General features: G+C 57.8%; 18 protein-coding genes. 3 read left to right on the top strand and 15 right to left on the bottom strand.

The annotated features are described in order from the left end of the window. Positions 1–2: 2 nt before the first annotated feature. From leuC to CAUR_RS00785, 15 genes are all read right to left on the bottom strand, one after another. Positions 3–1,427 (bottom strand): 3-isopropylmalate dehydratase large subunit, encoded by a 1,425-nt coding sequence (gene leuC / locus CAUR_RS00855; RefSeq protein ID WP_012256078.1) that lies wholly within the window; start codon positions 1,425–1,427, stop codon positions 3–5. A 24-nt stretch (positions 1,428–1,451) separates the two neighbouring features. Beyond that, the gene (gene pheA / locus CAUR_RS00850) at positions 1,452–2,306 is read right to left on the bottom strand and encodes a prephenate dehydratase (RefSeq protein ID WP_012256077.1); all 855 of its coding nucleotides are present in this window, start codon (positions 2,304–2,306) and stop codon (positions 1,452–1,454) included. A gap of 122 nt (positions 2,307–2,428) precedes the next feature. Beyond that, positions 2,429–4,135, bottom strand: a complete 1,707-nt coding sequence (locus CAUR_RS00845) for a 2-isopropylmalate synthase (RefSeq protein ID WP_012256076.1) — start codon at positions 4,133–4,135, stop codon at positions 2,429–2,431. Between the two features lie 71 nt (positions 4,136–4,206). Further along, positions 4,207–5,229, bottom strand: a complete 1,023-nt coding sequence (gene ilvC / locus CAUR_RS00840; protein ID WP_012256075.1) for a ketol-acid reductoisomerase — start codon at positions 5,227–5,229, stop codon at positions 4,207–4,209. A gap of 97 nt (positions 5,230–5,326) precedes the next feature. Then, positions 5,327–5,866, bottom strand: a complete 540-nt coding sequence (gene ilvN / locus CAUR_RS00835; RefSeq protein WP_012256074.1) for an acetolactate synthase small subunit — start codon at positions 5,864–5,866, stop codon at positions 5,327–5,329. A 38-nt stretch (positions 5,867–5,904) separates the two neighbouring features. Further along, on the bottom strand, positions 5,905–7,647 hold the full coding sequence (ilvB, locus tag CAUR_RS00830; RefSeq protein WP_012256073.1) for a biosynthetic-type acetolactate synthase large subunit: 1,743 nt from the start codon (positions 7,645–7,647) through the stop codon (positions 5,905–5,907). A 1,103-nt stretch (positions 7,648–8,750) separates the two neighbouring features. Next, a complete protein-coding gene (locus CAUR_RS00825) occupies positions 8,751–9,329 on the bottom strand; it encodes a cold-shock protein (protein WP_012256072.1) in 579 nt (192 codons plus the stop codon). A 266-nt stretch (positions 9,330–9,595) separates the two neighbouring features. After that, on the bottom strand, positions 9,596–10,714 hold the full coding sequence (locus tag CAUR_RS00820) for a hypothetical protein (RefSeq protein WP_012256071.1): 1,119 nt from the start codon (positions 10,712–10,714) through the stop codon (positions 9,596–9,598). A 107-nt stretch (positions 10,715–10,821) separates the two neighbouring features. Next, positions 10,822–11,871: a glycosyltransferase gene (locus CAUR_RS00815; RefSeq protein ID WP_012256070.1), complete on the bottom strand. Its 1,050-nt coding sequence runs from the start codon at positions 11,869–11,871 to the stop codon at positions 10,822–10,824. 4 nt (positions 11,872–11,875) lie between these two features. Then, positions 11,876–12,256, bottom strand: a complete 381-nt coding sequence (locus CAUR_RS00810) for a 6-pyruvoyl trahydropterin synthase family protein (protein WP_012256069.1) — start codon at positions 12,254–12,256, stop codon at positions 11,876–11,878. Between the two features lie 191 nt (positions 12,257–12,447). Next, positions 12,448–13,470: a zinc-binding dehydrogenase gene (locus CAUR_RS00805; protein WP_012256068.1), complete on the bottom strand. Its 1,023-nt coding sequence runs from the start codon at positions 13,468–13,470 to the stop codon at positions 12,448–12,450. 25 nt (positions 13,471–13,495) lie between these two features. Further along, positions 13,496–14,161 (bottom strand): RibD family protein, encoded by a 666-nt coding sequence (locus CAUR_RS00800; protein ID WP_012256067.1) that lies wholly within the window; start codon positions 14,159–14,161, stop codon positions 13,496–13,498. Continuing rightward, positions 14,158–14,541 carry a dihydroneopterin aldolase gene (gene folB / locus CAUR_RS00795; protein ID WP_012256066.1) on the bottom strand — a complete coding sequence of 128 codons (384 nt, stop codon included), beginning with the start codon at positions 14,539–14,541 and terminating at the stop codon, positions 14,158–14,160. Before folB ends, CAUR_RS00800 begins: the two co-directional genes overlap by 4 nt. Beyond that, entirely contained in the window at positions 14,534–15,349 is an 816-nt protein-coding gene (locus CAUR_RS00790) for a class I SAM-dependent methyltransferase (protein WP_242605011.1), read from the bottom strand. The genes folB and CAUR_RS00790 overlap by 8 nt, the downstream gene beginning before the upstream one ends. A gap of 52 nt (positions 15,350–15,401) precedes the next feature. Beyond that, positions 15,402–15,896, bottom strand: coding sequence for an NYN domain-containing protein (locus CAUR_RS00785; protein ID WP_012256064.1), 495 nt, complete (start codon positions 15,894–15,896; stop codon positions 15,402–15,404). 135 nt (positions 15,897–16,031) lie between these two features. On the opposite strand from CAUR_RS00785, the gene CAUR_RS00780 reads away from it, so the two are divergent. From CAUR_RS00780 to CAUR_RS00770, 3 genes are all read left to right on the top strand, one after another. After that, positions 16,032–16,526, top strand: a complete 495-nt coding sequence (locus CAUR_RS00780) for a protein-tyrosine phosphatase family protein (protein ID WP_242605010.1) — start codon at positions 16,032–16,034, stop codon at positions 16,524–16,526. Between the two features lie 112 nt (positions 16,527–16,638). Beyond that, entirely contained in the window at positions 16,639–17,712 is a 1,074-nt protein-coding gene (locus CAUR_RS00775) for a DUF4097 family beta strand repeat-containing protein (protein ID WP_012256062.1), read from the top strand. A gap of 105 nt (positions 17,713–17,817) precedes the next feature. After that, a complete protein-coding gene (locus tag CAUR_RS00770; RefSeq protein WP_012256061.1) occupies positions 17,818–18,714 on the top strand; it encodes an alpha/beta fold hydrolase in 897 nt (298 codons plus the stop codon). The last annotated feature ends 884 nt before the right edge of the window (positions 18,715–19,598 follow it).

The raw sequence follows: 19,598 nt of genomic DNA, 5'->3' as shown, positions 1-19,598 counted from the left end.
TTCTAGTTCAACAACGTGCGCGGATCGGTAACCACGCCTGTGATGGCTGCCGCTGCTGCGGTGAGTGGACTGGCCAGCATCGTGCGTGCTCCCGGCCCCTGCCGACCCTCAAAGTTGCGGTTCGAGGTGCTGACAGCGTATTTACCCGGTGGCACTTTGTCGTCGTTCATGCCCAGACAGGCGCTGCAACCGGCTTCACGCCATTCGGCACCGGCTTCTTTGAAGATGCGATCTAACCCTTCGGCCTCGGCAGCGCGCTTGACCTGCTGCGATCCGGGAACCACCATTACTCGCACGCCGGGGGCTACCTTGCGTCCACGGAAAAACTGGGCTGCCTGCCGCAAATCTGACAGGCGCGAGTTGGTGCAGGAACCGATGAAGACAACATCAACCGGGTGGCCCAGGAGCGGTTTGCCCGGTTCAAGCCCCATGTACGCCAGCGCCTTGTCGAGTGCCGCCCGGCTCCGTGCATCGGGCATATCCTCCGGGCGTGGAACTGGGGCGTCAATGGGAATGCCCATACCCGGGTTGGTACCGTAGGTAATCATTGGTTTCAGTTCACTGGCCGAGAGGGTTAACTCGTGATCGAAGGTTGCCCCCTCGTCACTGGGGAGTGTTCGCCAGCGTGCCACAGCGGCCTCGAAATCGGCCCCCTTCGGCGCAAAGGGCCTACCGGCGATATACTCGAAGGTCGTATCGTCGGGTGCGACCATACCGGCCCGTGCCCCACCCTCGATGCTCATATTGCAGATCGTCATCCGCTCTTCCATCGACAGCGCACGGATCGCTTCACCCATGTACTCAAAGACGTACCCCGTACCGCCGCCGACGCCGTATTTGGCGATCAACGCCAGAATGATGTCCTTGGCAGTGACCCCTGGCCCCAGCCGGCCATCAATCCGTACCGCACACGTCTTTGGCTTGCGTTGGAGCAGGCATTGGGTTGCCAGCACATGGCCGACTTCCGAGGTGCCAATGCCGAAGGCCAACGCACCAAAAGCGCCGTGCGTGCTGGTGTGACTATCACCACAAACGATGGTCATCCCCGGTTGCGTCAATCCTTGCTCTGGCCCAATGACGTGCACAATGCCCTGATTCTCGTCACCCAATTCAAACAGTGGAATCCCAAACTCGGCGCAGTTTTTTCGTAATTGTTCAAGCTGGCTGATTGCCATTGGATCAACGACGGGAATAATGCCCAGATGATTACGCGGCGTTGTCGGTGTGCTGTGATCCATCGTCGCCAGCGTCTTGTCGGGTCGGCGAACCCGCAGCCCGCGCTGGCGTAATTCAGTAAACGCCTGCGGTGAGGTTACCTCGTGAATGAGGTGCAGATCAATGTAGAGCACGGCAGGCGTTTCAGCGGTTTCTGGTCGTACCAGATGTGCTTCCCAGACTTTCTCAAACAGGGTGCGCGGTTTGTTCATCTTTGCTCTCCTCCTTGCCGCAACCTACGACGCATGATTACCATTAGCGCCACGCCAGCGCGGATAGCTACCAAAGATTTTCAGCATGCCCGTATGCAGGCGAATGCGTTCGAGGGCACGGGCAACGTGTGGTTCGCGGCGGTGTCCATTGATGTCAACCAGAAAGATGTATTGACCAAGAATCGCACGGGTTGGGCGCGATTCGAGCTTCGTCATATTAATATTTTCGACGGCCAGCTCCTGGAGGGCGCTCACCAGACTGCCGGGTCGATCCTCGCGGGTGAACCCAAAACAGAAACTGGTTTTGTCATCACCGGTGGGCGGGGCATCTTCGCGGGCCAGCACAATGAAGCGCGTCACATTGTGAGGGCTATCGGCAATCTCACGGGCCAGGATCGTTGCACCGACCAGTTCGGCTGCGCGCAGTGTGCCAATTGCCGCCGCCGGACGTTCATCAGCCATCGCCTCGGCGGGGGCAGCCGAATTGCTCAGCGAAGCGACGGTAGCCACGCCGGGCAGGCAGCGCTCAACAAAGCGCCGACACTGGGCCAGTGATTGCGGATGCGCGTACAGCACTTTAATATCGCTCAGTTGTAAACCGGGTCGGGCCAGGAGATACTGGCGAATTGGCACAACAATCTCGCCGGCGATTTGCAAATTCGTCTCGTGGATCAGCAGATCAAGCGTATAGCTGACGCTACCTTCCAACAGGTTTTCAATCGGCAACACCCCAACGGTTGCCGCTTCCGTTTCAATGGCTGTGACCACAGCCGGAATACTGGCCAGCGGCAGCAGTCGTGCCTCGCGCCCTGCGGCATAGGCAAGCGCTGCTTCTTCGCTGAAGGTTCCCGGTGGGCCGAGGTAGGCAATGGTTTGCATACGTGTACTGACGCAGGTGTGTTGCAGATGAGATGCCAGGTTACGCTTGTGGCATCCCGGTGTCGTGGTTAACCGATCCTGGCGGGAAGTATATGCTTCCCGTCAGGATCGCACAAGATCATCTACCCAAGCGTACTACCGCCGAAGATGTCAACCGGCAGTGTCCCGCTTTCTCCGCTGTAGCCGGCGGCATACGCCACTGCCTCAGCCTTGATTCGCTCCTGACGGGCAGCCAGCATCTTGTTGAGGGCCGCCATGTAGGCTTGCGCAGCGGCCACAATCGTATCGGTATGTACACCGTACCCACTAAAGATTTGCTGCGCCGGTCGGCGACCGGTCAGGCTGGTTGCGGTACTGCTGCTCTCGTTCAACCGGGCCGGTGCACCCTGTTCGCGAATACGCACAGTCACTTCAGCGACTGCATCAAGCCCTTCGGTGATCGCATTGATCGAGAACTCGATCAACTCGTTCGGACGCTGAATAATGCGGTTGATTGCCTGGTAGACCGCATCAACCGGGCCGGTACCCTGGGCGCTGTCAATCCTGGTCTGCCCATCAGGGCCGATCAGCCGTACAGTCGCCGTGGGGATCATGCCGATACCCGACGCATACTGGACGTGATCGAGTTTGTATAGTTCAGGCGTATGCTGCATCTCACCGGCGATCAGCGCCTCGATATCGCGGTCATCAACCTTCTTCTTGCGGTCACACAAGTCTTTGAAGCGGGCAAAGACGTGCTGGAATTCTTCCTCATTGAGCTTGTAGCCCTTCTCTTCCAGATACTTGCGGAAAGCGTGGCGTCCAGAGTGCTTGCCGAGCACCAGGGTATTGCTGTCGAGACCAACCGTCTCGGCACTCATAATTTCATACGTTTGCCGGTACTTCAAGACGCCATCCTGGTGAATGCCCGACTCGTGGGCGAAGGCATTGGCACCGACAATGGCCTTGTTGGGCGGTACCGGTACGCCGATGAAGCTGCTCACCAGGCGCGATGTGCGAGCAATTTCGCGCGTCTCTACGCGAGTGCGCAGACCGTAGTACTGCTGACGAGTGTGCAGGGCCATCACCACTTCTTCGAGCGAAGCGTTACCGGCCCGTTCGCCGATGCCGTTGATGGTACATTCGACCTGCCGCGCCCCTGCCCGCACGCCGGCCAGCGAGTTGGCGACCGCCATGCCCAGATCGTCGTGGCAGTGGGTCGAGAGGATACAGCGTTCGATGCCCGGTACATTCTCGCGTAGATCACGGATCATCGCCCCGTACTCGTCAGGGGTGAGGTACCCAACTGTATCAGGAATATTGAGCGTCGTTGCGCCGGCGGCCACTGCCACTGCTACCGCTTCACGCAGGAAGAGCGGATCGGTACGACCGGCATCCATCGGTGAGAATTCGACATCTTCGCACAGCGAGCGTGCATAGCTGACCATCTCGTGAATCAGGGCCAGAGCTTCGGCACGTGTCTTGCGAAATTGATATTCCAGATGGATGTCTGAAGTTGACATAAACGTGTGAATGCGCTTTTTGGCCGCCGGCTGAATTGCACTCCACGCCTTGTCGATGTCGTCGCGATTGGCACGCGCCAGCGCAGCGATAATCGGGCCGTCGGGAGTACCAATTTCGCGGGCAATTTCGTGCACTGCTGCCCAGTCGCCGGGGGAAGCTGCCGGAAAACCGGCCTCGATAATGTCAACCCGCAGCCGGGCCAACTGGCGGGCAACCTCCAGCTTCTCTTCCAGAGTCATCGTACAGCCGGGAGCCTGTTCACCATCGCGCAGGGTTGTGTCAAAGATACGGACGTACTCTACACTCGGTTCAGTCGTGTTGCTCATGGGTACCTCCTGTGATGTGGTGGTGTGTCGTGGCCGGAGCAACTACCGGCCACGATCTATGCAATCTACTCTCAGGCGCCACCTTCACCCGGCTTGACTTCGCGCGGGTTGACGAAAGGCATCATGCGGCGCAGCTCACGACCAATCTGCTCAATCGGATGGTTAATATCAGCCTGTCGGTAGGCGTTGAAGCGCGGTCGGCCATTGTGATTCTCATCGATCCAGTCTTCGGCAAAGGCACCGCTCTGGATGTCGGCCAGAATCTGGCGCATAGCGGCACGGGTCTGATCGGTAATGATCTTCGGCCCCGCTGTGTAATCGCCCCACTCAGCGGTATCGCTGACCGAGTAGCGCATGTAGTTGAGACCACCCTGGTAGAAGAGGTCAACGATCAGCTTCAGCTCGTGCATACACTCGAAGTAGGCAACTTCTGGCTGATAGCCGGCCTCGACCAGGGTCTCGAAGGCGGCCTTGACCAGCGCACTCACGCCACCGCACAAGACAACCTGTTCGCCGAAGAGGTCGGTCTCGGTCTCTTCGGCAAAGGTTGTGCGCAACACCCCGGCACGGGTGCAGCCAAGTCCTTTGGCGTAGGCGAGCGCATCTTCAAATGCTCCTCCAGTCGCATCTTGCTCAACCGCAATCAGTGCCGGAACGCCACCACCCTGCACGAAGACCTCGCGTACTCGATGACCGGGCGCTTTCGGCGCGACCATGCTGACATCGATACCCTGGGGCGGGATGATCTGACCAAAGCGAATATTGAACCCGTGCGCGAACATAAGCGTTTTACCGGGTTCCATTGCCGGTGCAATATGCTCGCGGTAGAGGTCGGCCTGGCCGATGTCAGGGGTCAGGATCATCACGATCTGCGCTTCGCGGGCAGCCTCGGCTACCGTCATCACTTTCAACCCGGCAGCTTCGACCTTGGCCCAGCTCTTCGAGCCGGGGTAAAGACCGACGCGCACATCGAGGCCGCTGTCGGCGAGGTTACGGGCATGGGCGTGACCCTGGCTGCCGAAGCCGATGATGGCAATCGGCTTGTTCTTCAAGCGGTTGAGATCGGCCTGATTGTCGTAGTACAGTTCTGCCATGATTCTCTAATTCCTCACTCTCATGCGATGCCCGCTGCATCGCGCACGATGTAAGAACCACTGAGACGCCCAAAGCGGGCGTCTCAGTAGCTAACGATTAATTGAGAACCGGTACGGATGCGCCATTCGTTGCCGGCTCTACGTACTCTCCGGCGTTGTGGCCGCGAGCGCCACGTACCATGGCAATGCGACCGGTGCGCATCATTTCCTTGATCCCGTAGGGACGTACTACCTCGATGAAGTTCTCGACCTTGCCCGGCGTACCGGTCATTTCGACGATCATCGTATTGCTGCCGACATCGACGATCCGTGCCCCAAAGACGCTGCACATCGAGATGATCTCGTGGCGTACTGCCGGTGGCGCATGCAGCTTGATCATGGTCATTTCGCTCTCAACCGTCGGATCGTCGGTTACATCGCTCACCTTGATCACTTCGATCAGGCGGTAGAGCTGCTTGACCACCTGCTCGACATCTTCCGACTCGACAACCAGCGTCAGCCGGCTAACGCCGGGGGTCTCGCTGTGTCCAACGGCCAGGCTTTCGATGTTATAGCCGCGACGGCGCACCAACCCGGTCACACGACTCAGCACACCGGGTCGATCTTGCACGAGGGCGACGATGGTATGTTTCTTCATTGTCTGCTACTCCTTCATCTCACAAGGTTGTCTGCGCCCTACGCCTGCGACTCAGACAGGATCATCTCGCCGATTGACTTGTTCTGGGGCACCATCGGGAAGACGTTGACCTCCCGTTCGACCCGGAAATCGATCAGGACTGGGCCATCGGTCGCGTGGGCTTCATCAATGGCATCCTGCACATCCTCGCTGCGTTCGACGGTCAGACCCTTCCAGCCGTAAGCCTCTGCCAGTTTGGCAAAGTCGGGGCCAGAGAGAGGTGTCCCGCTGTACCGCTTGTGCTCGAACAGCTCCTGCCACTGCCGCACCATGCCGAGATAGCCGTTGTTGATGACGGCGATCTTGACATTCTTCAACCCTTCCTGCACGATGGTCGCCATCTCTTGATTGGTCATCTGGAAGCCACCGTCACCGACAATAGCCCAGACCGTATCGTTGGGGCAGGCGATTGCCACGCCCATGGCTGCCGGCACTGCAAAACCCATCGTTCCGGCACCACCCGATGTAATATGCGTGCGTGGGCCGTGGTTCCAGTCGATCAATTGGGCTGCCCACATTTGGTGCTGACCGACATCGGTGACCACCCGATAGTTGCCACGTGCGTTCAGAGTGCGGCTCAGCGCCTCGTAGACATCGTGCGGCGGCAAGGCCATATTTACCATCGCGGCCCGGTTCTTGTACTGCTGCTTCCCCTGGTGCTTATCCTGCATCTCGCGGATGTGCTCCATCCAGTCCGAAGCATGCGTGTGCAGATCGGCCAGCTCGCTGGGTGGGGGCAAATCCTCCAGGAATGCCTGCAACACCAGCCGGGCGTCGCCGACAATCGGCACGTCAACTCGCACGTTCTTACCAATCTCAGAGGGATCAATGTCAACGTGAATGATGCGGGCGTTGGGAGCAAAGGTACTGGCCTTACCGGTCACCCGGTCGTCGAAACGACCGCCGATGTTAAAGAGAACATCACACTCCTGAATAGCGCGATTGACATGCACCCAGCCGTGCATACCCGGCATACCAATGCTCAACGGATGATTTTCGGGGATAGCGCCAATGCCGTGCAGGGTGGTAATCACCGGAATCCGCAACCGTTCGGCAAACTCTTGCAGCTCGCGGTGCGCACCCGCCATGATGATGCCGTGACCGGCGATGATCAACGGCTTCTTCGCGCTGATCAGCAGCTTAATCGCTTCCCGAATCTGACGACGGTTTCCATGATAGGTTGGCTTGTAACCGGGCAGATTGAGCTTGATGTCCCAGTTCGGTACCGTCGTCTTCTGCATTGCATCTTTGGTAATGTCGATCAGCACCGGGCCGGGTCGTCCGGTTGTTGCGATGTAAATTGCCTCTTTGAAGACATAGGCCAGCTCATCGACATTCTTCACCAGATAATTGTGCTTGGTAATCGGCATCGTAATTCCGGTAATGTCCGTCTCCTGGAAGGCATCCTTACCGAGAACGTGACTGCCGACCTGTCCGGTAATTGCCAGCAAGGGCGTACTGTCCATCATCGCATCGGCAATTGGCGTAACCAGATTGGTCGCGCCGGGGCCACTGGTGCCGATACAGACCCCGATCTTGCCGGTGGCACGGGCATACCCCTCGGCGGCGTGACCGGCTCCCTGCTCGTGGCGACACAACACGTGGCGCAGCCGGTCGCGATAATCCCACATCGCGTAGTAGAAGGGCATGATGGCACCGCCGGGAATGCCGAACATCACTTCGACTCCCTCCCGGATGAGGGCTTCACACATAATCTGGGCGCCGGTAAGAGGTTTGGTCATCGAACTTACTCCTGTCCACAATGAATCTGTAACCGAGCTTTTGAGACACAGCCATAGGTAGCGGTCATTAGCGCAACCCTGCGCTATGCCGTTCCAAACGACCAGGTCTATAACCGACGAGCCACAGCAATGGGGCAATACGCCGCTACTCACTCCGCTGTGAGTAACCGAACGCGCAGCGATGCGTCGGTAGGCGACGGTGAACTGAATTGAATACCAGATGCCGGTGAGATGCTACCGGCACGAAAACGAGTTGCGGCTGCCATGCCTGTCGTAGCCAGAAGAGCAGGTTGTGTTTGCTGAGCCGCACCACGTTGATCCTCTCACGGGTACTAAAAAACCTCCCGATGTTCGGGAGGTTCAGTCTTGCATCCTGATCTGGGGCTTTGCGTCCTTCCCCTCCCTAAACACGTTTGCTCCACCCGCCAATAAGGCTAAGGAGGAGTACGAGTACGAGAAGGATAAGGCTTACAAAGTGAGCAACCATAGATTTGTACTTTTCACCCAAATTGACGATCCGCGAAGAGGATACCACAGAGCGTCGGGTTTGTCAACAGGGCAGGCAGAACCTGATCGTCATGAATCTTCCTCAACCTGCTGCTACGGCTAACAGCCTTTCCCTTGCGCTGAAGTGGTGAGGAAACGATAGTCTATCCTGCTCCCAGGCTGCCGGAGTAGAAGCGAGGAGCGCTGACGACCATCGCCAGTGCCATCACTCGTCGGATTGGGTGCCCTACTCGTCTGTCATGCGCGTGGCGCAACGTTTGGAGTGCGGTAGCCATGCTGCCGTGCCAGTCGTGCTTACGATCCGGCGCGTGTCACGTCGTTGATCTGGCTGGAGACAAGGATGCTGGGTGTGTTCGTCACGATCAGGGAGCCGGTCGGCAATGGGAGATGTTTTTTTGAAATGGGTTCTATTCCTCGCTGGGAACACACGCCTCTGTTCACACGTCTCCTCACCACAGCACGCTTCCATCTCTGGGAGCGCACATTTCCAGCGCGCACTCCCCGGCCTCTGCCTCCCCTCACTACACCCCACCAAGAGCGGCTCACACCCGATGCGAGAGAGAGGTTTTCAACCTGGTTCCAGGATGCCGGGCTTCCTACCTCCCCGCTCTCCGCCAGCCCGCTTCAATCGCTTCCTGTTCGGTACAGAACCAGCGCTCGCCGTATTCTTCACGAATACGGGTGCTATCGTAGTCTCTCATACCGGGCAGATGGTAGATTTTCTCGCCGGTTTCGATGGAGATGTTTCCTTTAATGACACACTCAGGCGGGCCGGGACGTTTGGCAAAGATTTGGGCTACGGTTGTTGTGACAGTATCACCCGCAAATGCAACTGTAAAGAGTCCTCCCGCCACAAAGAAGAGCACGATAACTGTCAACAGCAACACAACATCGGTGAGGCTCCAGGGCTGACCTTTTTTACGGTGTTGATGAACATACGACCTGCGTCGGGGAGCAGGTAAGCCCTCAATCCAGGCGTAATCGGCGCGGATTTTGCCATCTCGATCAATAGTCGTGGTGTAGAAGATCGTGTCGCCTACGACCGGGCGACGGGGAATGCGGCCAAAGGCAGTGATGTGAACGAACGTTCTTTCCTCTTGAGGGTCAACGATAAATCCATACCCTTTTTCGTCGTACCATACGCTGAGTGTGCCTTGCTTCAATGTGGTGTCCATGATGGTGCTCGTCTGGCATGAATGCGATGGCGTATACAACAAAATATTGTACTATTGCTGATAAAAAATTGACAATAGTACTCAAGTATTCTCATACCTGGTACTGCAATTCGTGAGCCGCTTATGAAGCAACATGTGTGCTGATACAGGTGATGGAAACGAACGGCGGGCGAAGGTTGTGGCTTCGCCCGCCTGGAGCAGCGGTTTCAAGTAACGCTCAGTTGTGCTGACGATGACCGCAAGTTTCCCTGCGTATGGGTCGTACCTTACGATGAGGCGAGCATAATGATCACGCTGGTCTTATTATCAATCACCGAGACAAGAATGGTCGCCGTGCGCCCATCCTTGCTGAAGGTGAGCTGGTAATCGCTACCGTATTGACTGACTTCACCGGCCTGCCAGCCCTGGGCCACCATCTCGGTCTGGTAGAAGGAGACAATGTTATCCGGTGACTCGGTGGTTTCAAAGCTGATCAGGTCACCCATCTGAACCCTGTTGCTGATATTCGCCGGTAGGGGAATCTCGGCACCTGCGGCCTGCTGCTGAGCACAGGTTTCGGGCAGGGTGATGTTGGTATTGGCGTCCAGTTGGGTGACGTTGTATTCCCAACGGATGTTGCCCAGTTGGCCAGGGAGCGGTGTTCCACCTTCTTCCGTAGTGACACCTGTGATCGTGCCGGTAAATTCACCAATATGCCGCACGACAACTGCCGGGTCTTGTGCAGCCCAGATTTCGCCTTTGGCCTCACCCTGATAATTGGGGGTCTGTTCATTGATAGTAAAGGTGTAGCGATCAGTGGTAAAACCGTTGACCTGCACCCCTCGCTCAACGAGCTGTGCCTCTGGGATGCTACCGATCAGGGCGTCGGGAGTGAGCATGCTCCCACTGAACAGATCGAAGTTCCCCATGGCCATACAGTACGGCTGATTGCTGTCTTCTACATACTGGTACACCTGACCGCCAACCTGAACGCTGATAATGCGAACTAATCCAGATTCGGGCGATGTGCTTTCCATCGTGAGACTGCGATCACCATTGGCGAGGATGATTTGCTGCATCACCAGATTGAACGGTTCTGCCTCCTGCCCTGATTCCTGTGATGTTCCTTCCAGCTTCATCTCTACCTGCACATTACCCAGTGCCGTCAGGTCAGCGTTCGTGCTCAATACTGGCGCTTGCTCGACAGTAGTATCGGTGGTCGGAGCAGTGGTCGGCGCAGTAGTTGGTGATGTAACATTTCCGGCGGGGCGAGGGGTGCGGGTTGGGCGGGCTTCTTCGGTCGTTGGCGTGGGCTGTGAACTGCTGGTTGCGCCACCGCCACAGGCTGTCAGCAACAGAACAAGGGCAGTGGTGATCAGAGAGAGGATTGCTTTTTTTCCAGTCATCGAAATTGCTCCCTTGTTACGATAACCGCAGGCGTCCAGGGTTGACACCGCCAGATACTGTAGCATGCGAGAGAAGGTCTCACAAGGGAAACAAGATGACGATTTTGTCAGGTTGATACGCGATGTCGCTGCGCGTATGCCCATTCGATGGCGCATAAGAGGTGTTGGGCAGTGTCCTGCCAGCGTGGGAGGGTACTTGCTCGTTGCCGGGCAGCAGTGCTCAAGTGCTGACGCAGGTGTGCGTCGCGCATTACAGTGCGTAAGGCAACGCTCAATGCCTGCTCGTCATCGGGATGAACGAGCATTCCCCCAGCGCCAACCAGGGCTGGTACCGGCCCGACTGCGCCGGCGATCACCGGCAACCCACAAGCTAACGCTTCGGCAAAGACCAATCCATACCCTTCAAACCGCGAAGGTAAGGCAAACAGACTGGCCCGCGCATAGCGTTCGGCAAGTTCGTCATCTGCAAGGACGCCACGCACAATCACGTTGGCCGGACAGTGCTGGATGGCCTGCCAGACCTCACCGGCATACACCGGATCGGCATCGCTTTCACCGATCAGCTCCAGCCGCCAGGGATGCTCTGCTACCTGCCCCCACACCCGTACCAGATGGGCCAGATTTTTGCGCGGAATCCATTGGGCGACGGCGATAACCAGCTCTTCCCGCGCTTTGCCAACCGGCATCCGACTCAGCAGACGGTCACAACCGCCAGAAGCGATATGAATGCGGGCAGCTTCAACGCCGCGCGCAATTAACGTGTTAGCCCCATCATCGCTGACTGCAACCAGCGCATCAGCCCGTAGTAGCATCTGTTCCCATTCGTACTCGCGCGGATCGCTTGCTCCGGCAACTGTCGGCAGTTCGTGAACCAGCGTCACCAGCGGACACAGCCTCTGCCAGTGCGCCAGCCAGGGAGCCACGACGGCGCGGGCCAGCGCATCAACCACAATCACATCATAGCGGCCTGCCTCAACCAGTTGGCCGGCCCGGTTGCTGGCCGCGATCTGTCCGGCTACATCCGCCGGCCCCAGCACAATCTCCTCGACCGGTTGATTGCGAGCCTGCCAGCACCGAAAGACCTCGCGATGGTAGAGGTAGCCGCCGGTACGCCGTTGCGGATCGCCGACGGTGAGAAACGCAATGCGCAGGGCCATACCTTCATCCTTCCAGCCTGCTCTGATAACTGGCGAAGGCTTGCGGATTTTCCCAGATGCGCACGGTGAGCGTCATTAAACCAACGCCACGAATGGCAGCCGCAATCCGATCCCAGCAATAGCGCGCCACGTTTTCAGCAGTGGTATTCACGTTCTCCAGACCGGCGACAGTACCCAAATCACGGTAGTGCAGGTCGGCAACGATGGCGTTGACCGCCTCTTGCAGGCGTGTAATGTCGAAGAGGGTGCCGTCCGCTTGCAGACGCTCCCCGCTCACAATCGCCTCCAGCCGGTAGGTATGCCCGTGCATCCGGGTGGCTGGGCCGAAGTTCCCTTCCAAACGATGAGCCGCTTCAAACTGGGCAATGACGCCGACTTCATACATACGTGTCTCCTTTGCACAGAGCGCGAGGTCTTCGCTTCTCAGAAATCCGGGCCATCTTCTACTGGCCCGTGTTATTGGGATGTATCGCATCCTTACAGACGATAGTTTTCGTTCGCTGCACCCCGGCTGGTCACCACACCAGCACGGCCCAGGGACGAGAGCGATTCCGGCGGGCCTATCACTCCCATCGTTCACGTTTGTGGTGCGTAATCAGCATACGTCAACATCACCTGTACCAGCCCTGGCGGTGCCTGATCAAGCAGATCATACGCTGCTGCGGCTTGCACGAAAGGAATGCGGTGGCTGATCAACTCGTTCAGGCATAGGCGCGGTAAGAGGTTCATCACGGTGGCGCTCCGCCGTGCGTAATCCCAGCGTGGCAGCGTTTCTGGAGCCAGCCGACCAACCTGCGATGAGCGCAGGCGTACCCGACCACGGTGAAAATGCCCTCCCAGGATCAGTGGTGCCGGTTTTTGCCCGTACCACGATGCAACCACCACCAGCCCCTCTGTCGCTGTTAGTTCAATCGCCTGTTGTAACGCAGCCGGTGACCCGCTCACCTCAACCACTATATCGGCCCCCCGTCCATCGGTAAGTTCGGCAATGGTTGCCGGATCAGCCTGGGCAAGGGTCGTGGCACCGAATTGGGTGGCCAGCGCCCGACGATGCGCATCGGGTTCGACCGCAATCACCTGCGCACCGGTTCGTTGCAAGAGCTGTGTGACCAGCAAGCCAACCACACCCTGTCCCAGCACAACGACAGTTTCTCCCAGCCTTGGTGCTGCATCGTGGCAAATCGTCAGCGCTGTTTCGACATTGGCGTAGAACCCACCCAATGCCGGATCAAGGGTGTCCGGTAGCCGTTTGACCAGATGCGCCGGTAGGGTGAAGATAGTCTGGTGCGGATGGAGGGCCGCGACCGGATCACCAATCTGAAACTGCTCAACCCCTGGGCCAATGTCGATGACTCTGCCGGCGATGGCGTAACCGTATTTGATGGGAAAGGCAAAACTTCCTTGCAGCGTTGGGAGATCGAGGGCCAGGGTTGGATCGACCTCACCGCGATAGACCAGGCGTTCGGTGCCGTGACTGATCAACGATGCAATAGCTGCGATCCGCACGTCACCGTAAGCCGGTGGTGGAGCAATCTCCTCACGGATGCTCACCGTGTGGGGGGCGGTAAACCAGATGGCTTGCGCGGGTAAGGGTTTCATACCGTCTTGACTGCTTCGCTGATTGCTACTGATGGTGTGCCAGATCGCCTTCGATCACCACATCAGCGCCATACGTCGTCCAGGTGACGTTCGTCAGTCGCAGAGCCTGATTTAGCGTGAGGATGCCCAGATCGCCGATAGCTGACGGCCCACTACCGAGGATGATCGGCGCAATCGTGACTGCCAGCGCATCAACCAGGTTTGCGCGCAGCAGACTCGTGATCAGGCGCGCACCACCTTCAACCATCACACTCGCCACACCCCGTTCGCCGAGCGCTGTGAGGAGTGCTGCCAGATCGACACCACCGCCAGCCGCTTCCGGCATAGTCAGCACCGTCGCGCCGCATTCCTGTAAGGCGATACGTCGTTCAAGCGGCGCCGCAGCAGTGCAGGCCAGCAGGGTACCCGTGCCGGCACCATCACGAATGACGGCAGCGGTCGTTGGTGTGCGGAGATGGGTGTCTACAATCACCCGCAAGGGATCAGGCCCTGCTACCAGCCGCGTGGTGAGGCGTGGATCATCGCGTAACACCGTACCAACCCCAACCATAATCGCATCACTGTTTGCCCGCAGGTGATGACAAAAGCGGAGCGATTCGGGGCCGCTGATCCACTGCGAGCTGCCGTCAACGGCTGCCACCCGACCATCGAGGGTTTGGGCAAAACATAGCGTAACCCGAGGACGCATCATCTTCGCCGCACAATTTCTACCATCGAACCGGCGAGGATTGTCTCGCCCAACCGCACTCCCGGTTTCGTCACCCGCACCGCTACTGCGACTATCGTCGGATGATCGTGCAAGACGGCAGCGGCAATCCGCTCGGCGACGGCCTCGGTTAGTTTGAGCGGTGGCCCACAGACAATCTCGCGCACCCGGTCGTGAATCTGACTGTAGTCAACCGTCTGACTCAAATCATCGCTTACACCGGCTGCCTGCAAATCAAGCTGGACGGCTACATCAACCACAAAGCGCTGGCCGAGTCGATTCTCTTCGGGGCGAGTGCCATGGTAACCGATAAACTGCATCCCGCTCAGAATGATCCGGTCGTGCCCAATCCCCCACTCATCCATCGCTCGTATCCTTTTCTACAGCCAGACCGTACATCAGCGGGATTGCAGGCACATCTGCCGGGGGATACATCCGGCGCTCCGGAGTTGCCACCATGCGCGTGAACGGTCGCTCGCCATTAACGTAACAATACTCTCGCAATACGTGCAGGCGCAAGCCGGCCTGCACCAGGGCAGTCACCACCTCACCAACCCCCCACCGATAGAGGGTACACGGCTCTGGGTTGACAAAATCGCGTACTCCGGGCAAAAACCCGGACGGTGATAGCCCACCGTCGGCAGCACCAACATAATCGCCGACACCGGGCAGGGTCAGCGTTTGACCACCCTGTGGATAATCGTAAGCCAGTTGCCAGTCGGCGTTGAACATATTCGAGGCCGGATGAAACTCCATCAACACAAACCGGCCACCGGGTGCCAGCAGATGTGCGATACCATTGGCAAAGGCCGTGAGGTCGCGCAACCAGCAGATAACACCATAGCCGGCATAGATACGTTCAAAGCGGGTATTGGCTGCGGCAGCGGCAGCCAGATACTCGTACACATCGGCCTGCACGAACGTAGCCGGAATACCGCTGGCAACACTCAACGCCCGTGCGTGAGCTATAGCGGCATCGCTCAAATCAACCCCCGTCACGATAGCACCACGCGCAGCCAGCGACAGGCTATCCGCACCCGTATTGCAGAGGAGATGCAGAAGCCGACAACCGCGCACATCACCGAGCAGGGCCACTTCTTCGGGGAACAGCGTTGAGCCGCCCTGGCGGAGAAACGCCGCTTCATCGGCGCGATGGCTGACGTGGGCAGGCACAACCGCATTCCACGAGCGACGGTTTTGTTCTGTAACCGGGTCTGGCATAGCGTTAGTAGTATAAGGTATCTTCGTCCTCATCAACCCCAAAAAAACGTAGCCATTCTTCGACTTCGGCCTTACTCAAAGGGCGGTCGCCCCGTTTATCACGCGCATTGATGCGCGGCTGATCGAGCATCTGCAAACGGCGGGCAAACTCTTGGGCCGACATCACCCGAATGCCACGGGCTTGCGCTTCACCGACCACTGCCCGATCCGAGGAGACGACCAGCCACTCATCGCAGCGGCGAATCGCCCGAATTTGCCTGATCAACTCGTGGTCGGCATTCTGTGGTGGTTTAACAAAGCGTGTCTCAACTCCGAACCCGTTGAGATTTTGGGGATGACCATAGACACCACCATCAAACACAACCACAATTTTCCGGCCACGCTTTTTGGCGACGTAGCGACGTAGTTTAGCGACCAGCTTTGCTTCGTCATCGGGATCGCTGAGTTCAATGTCGGGCATTTGACCGATCAGATTGTGGCCATCGATTAAAATAGGCATGTCTGTATTGTACCTGAAGAGTGATTGGTTAAAGCAGAATATGCATAATCTGCTTTTGGTGACGTTGATAATGATAGTTCCTTGATTGATTGATCGGCGTTCTACGCTATGCTTCCTCATCCCAACGCATATCTGGTGACAGAGAGATTTATCGCCGGGGAATATCCTTTTCCGACCGCCGCTGACATCCAGCGACTTGCGTGGTATCAGGCCGCAGGAATCACCTGTTTCATTGATCTTACCACACCGGGCGAAGCCTGGTCTTACGCGCCCGCATTACCATCACCCATGCACCATCAGCGTTTCAGTATTCCCGATTTCGGTCTGCCTGCTACCCCGGCCCAGATGCAAGCCATCCTCGCTGCCATAGACGAACAGCTCAACCGGGGCGCGACCGTCTACCTTCACTGTCTCGGTGGAGTTGGCCGTACCGGCATGACCGTTGGCTGCTGGCTGGTGCGCCACGGATTTAGTGGCGACGAAGCCCTGGCAACAGTGGCCCGCCGCTGGCAAACGGTGGCAAAGGCTGCTATGCACCCACAAAGCCCTGAAACACCAGATCAGCGTGCGTATGTTCTGAATTGGCCGACATTGCAACTCTCGTTGTCGGTACGGCGTCGGATGGAGTAGAGATTGGAAGCTTACCGGTCTGCGCAGGGTTGTGTCATCTTGACCTGACAGTTACAAGATGTTTTGTCCATTGTTAATATGTTCATGTTCAATAACGTGTAAGGAATAAACCATGAAAACCGTTGAACCGCCTGTCTCCCCACAACGTCCACCTGAATATCCTCTCCGACGCCGTCTGTTGGGGATTATGCTAATCATAGGTGGACTGGGCTGGTTACTGTTTGAACTGGTCAGTCGCGGCTCAATTGCCGGCTTTGACCTGCAACTGGCCCGTGAAAATAGTGCTCAAACGCTACCAGTCCAGCGTTTCGCCGTCAGCCGCGTCGAAGTGACTGGTGTCAATGATCAGGTGACATTATCGGCAACCGATGGGGAAGAGGTCATCTTACGTGGCGAGCGGCGTGGTTTTGGATGGGCAGCCAACGCTGCGGCTGCGGCTGCGGCCCAGATTACGATAGAGGTCGAACAGCGGGGTGACACACTCTTCGTCCATGTGCGCCGTCAGCCGCAGATAATGTGGTATTTTGGCCGCGATCCGTATGCAAGCCTCGAACTGTCCCTGCCACGCGATGTAACGTTCAACGTTGAATTAGTTTCAGGTGATGTAACGCTGCGCCAGATTGAGGCGAGCGGAACGATCACTACCGTCAGCGGTGATGTGGTTGCCGACCGTACTAGCGGTCAACTGACCGTGAACACAACCGGCGGCGATATTGAACTGCGCGATCATCGTGGCGGACTAAAAGTTGTGACCATTGGTGGCGATACGGATGTGAATGGTCAATTCACCGATCTCGATATTCAGGCTATTGATGGTGATGTTACCTTACAAGGTTCATTTAATACTGCTGTGATCGGTACCGTCTCCGGCAGAGTGGCTGTCGAGGCTACCGAGGCATCCCGGCTTACCATCAGTACGACGAGCGGTGATGTACGCTTTACCGGCCAACCGGCTGCCGAACGCCAGGAGATAGAGACGATTGCCGGGAATGTTGAACTCGTTCTGCGAGAGCCACTTGATACACAGATGACGTTCACAACCGTGAGTGGAAGGATAAACATCCCGTCGGAACTGTCTGCGCTGTCGGCTAACTCGCGCTCATTTACGGCCACGTTCGGCCAGGGCCGCACCGTTCTGAAGACCAACACAACTTCTGGTGACATTACCCTCCGCCTGTACAAATAATCGCAGGCAAAATCTGTGCATAGTATTTGCAAACGTGGTATCCTGATAACAGGTATACCACGTTTGTTGCTTTAAGTGACCCAAACTAGATTGAGGATATAGATCATGTCAACCCCAACCGAAATCAATACCACCCGCAAATTTGAGATTCGGGAGGAGTACCGCAGTGGCCCTGATGGCTTAATGCGGGTCTGGATGTCCTCACCCGTCCAGGGCTTGCCGGTGCTCTTGATCCACGGGTATGGTGCCCTCATCGAACACTGGCGTCCGGTGATGAGAGCAATTGCCGGTGAACAGACGTTATACGCTCTCGATCTCTACTATTTCGGTTACTCGGCGCGGCCTGCCGGTCGGCCCAGTCGCGAACGGTGGGCAGCCCAGGCCGCAGCATTGATCCGCAATACGATTGGTCGTCCGGCGGTGGTGGTTGGTCATTCGATGGGAGGTGTGGTCAGCGCGCAACTGGCGCGTGCCTACCCTGATCTGGTACATGCCCTGGTTCTGGTCAACAGCTCAGGAGCACAGTTACAGGCACGGCCACTCAGCACCTTTGATCGTTTCATGCTCGATGCCATAGGTTCACCGCTGATTGGCGAGGCACTGGCCGGCGTATTCGGCAATCGCTGGGGGGTACGGCAGGGGTTGTTGTCGGCGTACCATCGCAAAGAATGTGTCACCCCGGAGCTGGTTGAGCTATTTAGTGGCCCGCTTCGCCGTTATGGTGCAGGTTCATACCTGAAAGTCAGCCGTGAATTTGCCAATCTAGTCCTCGACCTTACGCCCGGCGAAATTAAACAACCCACGCTCCTCATCTGGGGAGCCGAAGATCGCTCGATTCCACCCGCCCATGCCGAAATTATCAGGCAACGGATGATCCCACACGCCGAGATCAAAATCATCCCCGACAGCGGTCATTGTCCGTTCGATGAGACACCGGCTGCATTTCTCGATATTCTCTTGCCGTGGTTGCGTAAAGTTGGTGAGCAGACTGTGGTGGCTTAGTACCGCCGCCGGGTAGCCCCGCCGGGTCAGGTGGGCTAAAGCCATCCCTGACAGCATGTAAGCCCCGTTGGGGCTGGAGGCACCCACACCCCGCCGCCAGGTAGCCCCCTATGTATTACCCATAACGCGAATACTGCATTGCCCGCGTGCCGGCGCGGGTCGGGGGCGTGATGACGGGTGTGCTCCCCAGCCGGGAGCTGGGAGCGCGCGCCTCCGGCGCGCATGGTGCCGGTACCAGTGCTGGAGGGAGGAGCCAAACGCAAGCTCCCGCCCCTGGCGGCATTCACGGACGGCCAGGATAGATGAACGAATACAACGTCTACCCTATCAGGAAGCCCTCGATCAAATGTCTGCCCTCCCCTCTCCCACCCGGCTACGCATTACCCATACCTGGTGTCAACTACGTGCGTATCAGCGGTGATGATCGCTATGGATGCTGTTGTGGGCAACTGGCCCGGTGATAGCGCGCAGCTCCAGCCGTGCTATCACGTGCCGGATGGGTTGCCTTACTCACGCATCATGTGCGTGTCGCGTAGTTTGGAGTGCGGCAGCCATGCTGCCGCGCCAGCCGCGCTCGCGATCACGTGGAGGTCGCAGCGGTTACCCCGCAGCTCTGCGCACAGTGGGATCACGTTTCAGTGTCGATACCGTTGCCGACCACCATTACCCGTGTCGCGTAGTTTGGAGTGCGGCAGCCATGCTGCCGCGCCAGCCGTGCTCACGATCCGGCGCGTGGCCCACCGTTACCCATCCTGGTCACGGCGGTACTGGATGTGCTCGTGACAATCATCGAGTCAGTCAGGCATACATGCGATACCTGGGCGTAGCGGTGTTGTTACACTTGGTTCGTGCCTGCGCACCAGCGGCCACGGCCAGCACCTGAC

Origin of the sequence: Chloroflexus aurantiacus J-10-fl, assembly GCF_000018865.1 — a bacterium.
In the GTDB taxonomy this organism is placed as follows: domain Bacteria; phylum Chloroflexota; class Chloroflexia; order Chloroflexales; family Chloroflexaceae; genus Chloroflexus; species Chloroflexus aurantiacus.
Note: the sequence above shows the minus strand (reverse complement) of the source record. Positions and strands in the feature narration are given on the sequence as shown.

Bases quoted from the DNA above. Each gene is read 5' to 3' on its own strand.
- ilvC (WP_012256075.1), bottom strand. From the start codon at position 5,229: ATGGCAGAACTGTACTACGACAATCAGGCCGATCTCAACCGCTTGAAG.
- CAUR_RS00800 (WP_012256067.1), bottom strand. From the start codon at position 14,161: ATGATGCGTCCTCGGGTTACGCTATGTTTTGCCCAAACCCTCGATGGT.
- ilvB (WP_012256073.1), bottom strand. From the start codon at position 7,647: ATGACCAAACCTCTTACCGGCGCCCAGATTATGTGTGAAGCCCTCATC.
- CAUR_RS00815 (WP_012256070.1), bottom strand. From the start codon at position 11,871: ATGGCCCTGCGCATTGCGTTTCTCACCGTCGGCGATCCGCAACGGCGT.
- folB (WP_012256066.1), bottom strand. From the start codon at position 14,541: ATGGATGAGTGGGGGATTGGGCACGACCGGATCATTCTGAGCGGGATG.
- CAUR_RS00810 (WP_012256069.1), bottom strand. From the start codon at position 12,256: ATGTATGAAGTCGGCGTCATTGCCCAGTTTGAAGCGGCTCATCGTTTG.
- CAUR_RS00775 (WP_012256062.1), top strand. From the start codon at position 16,639: ATGAAAACCGTTGAACCGCCTGTCTCCCCACAACGTCCACCTGAATAT.
- CAUR_RS00770 (WP_012256061.1), top strand. From the start codon at position 17,818: ATGTCAACCCCAACCGAAATCAATACCACCCGCAAATTTGAGATTCGG.
- CAUR_RS00845 (WP_012256076.1), bottom strand. From the start codon at position 4,135: ATGAGCAACACGACTGAACCGAGTGTAGAGTACGTCCGTATCTTTGAC.
- pheA (WP_012256077.1), bottom strand. From the start codon at position 2,306: ATGCAAACCATTGCCTACCTCGGCCCACCGGGAACCTTCAGCGAAGAA.
- ilvN (WP_012256074.1), bottom strand. From the start codon at position 5,866: ATGAAGAAACATACCATCGTCGCCCTCGTGCAAGATCGACCCGGTGTG.
- leuC (WP_012256078.1), bottom strand. From the start codon at position 1,427: ATGAACAAACCGCGCACCCTGTTTGAGAAAGTCTGGGAAGCACATCTG.
- CAUR_RS00825 (WP_012256072.1), bottom strand. From the start codon at position 9,329: ATGGACACCACATTGAAGCAAGGCACACTCAGCGTATGGTACGACGAA.
- CAUR_RS00805 (WP_012256068.1), bottom strand. From the start codon at position 13,470: ATGAAACCCTTACCCGCGCAAGCCATCTGGTTTACCGCCCCCCACACG.
- CAUR_RS00820 (WP_012256071.1), bottom strand. From the start codon at position 10,714: ATGACTGGAAAAAAAGCAATCCTCTCTCTGATCACCACTGCCCTTGTT.
- CAUR_RS00785 (WP_012256064.1), bottom strand. From the start codon at position 15,896: ATGCCTATTTTAATCGATGGCCACAATCTGATCGGTCAAATGCCCGAC.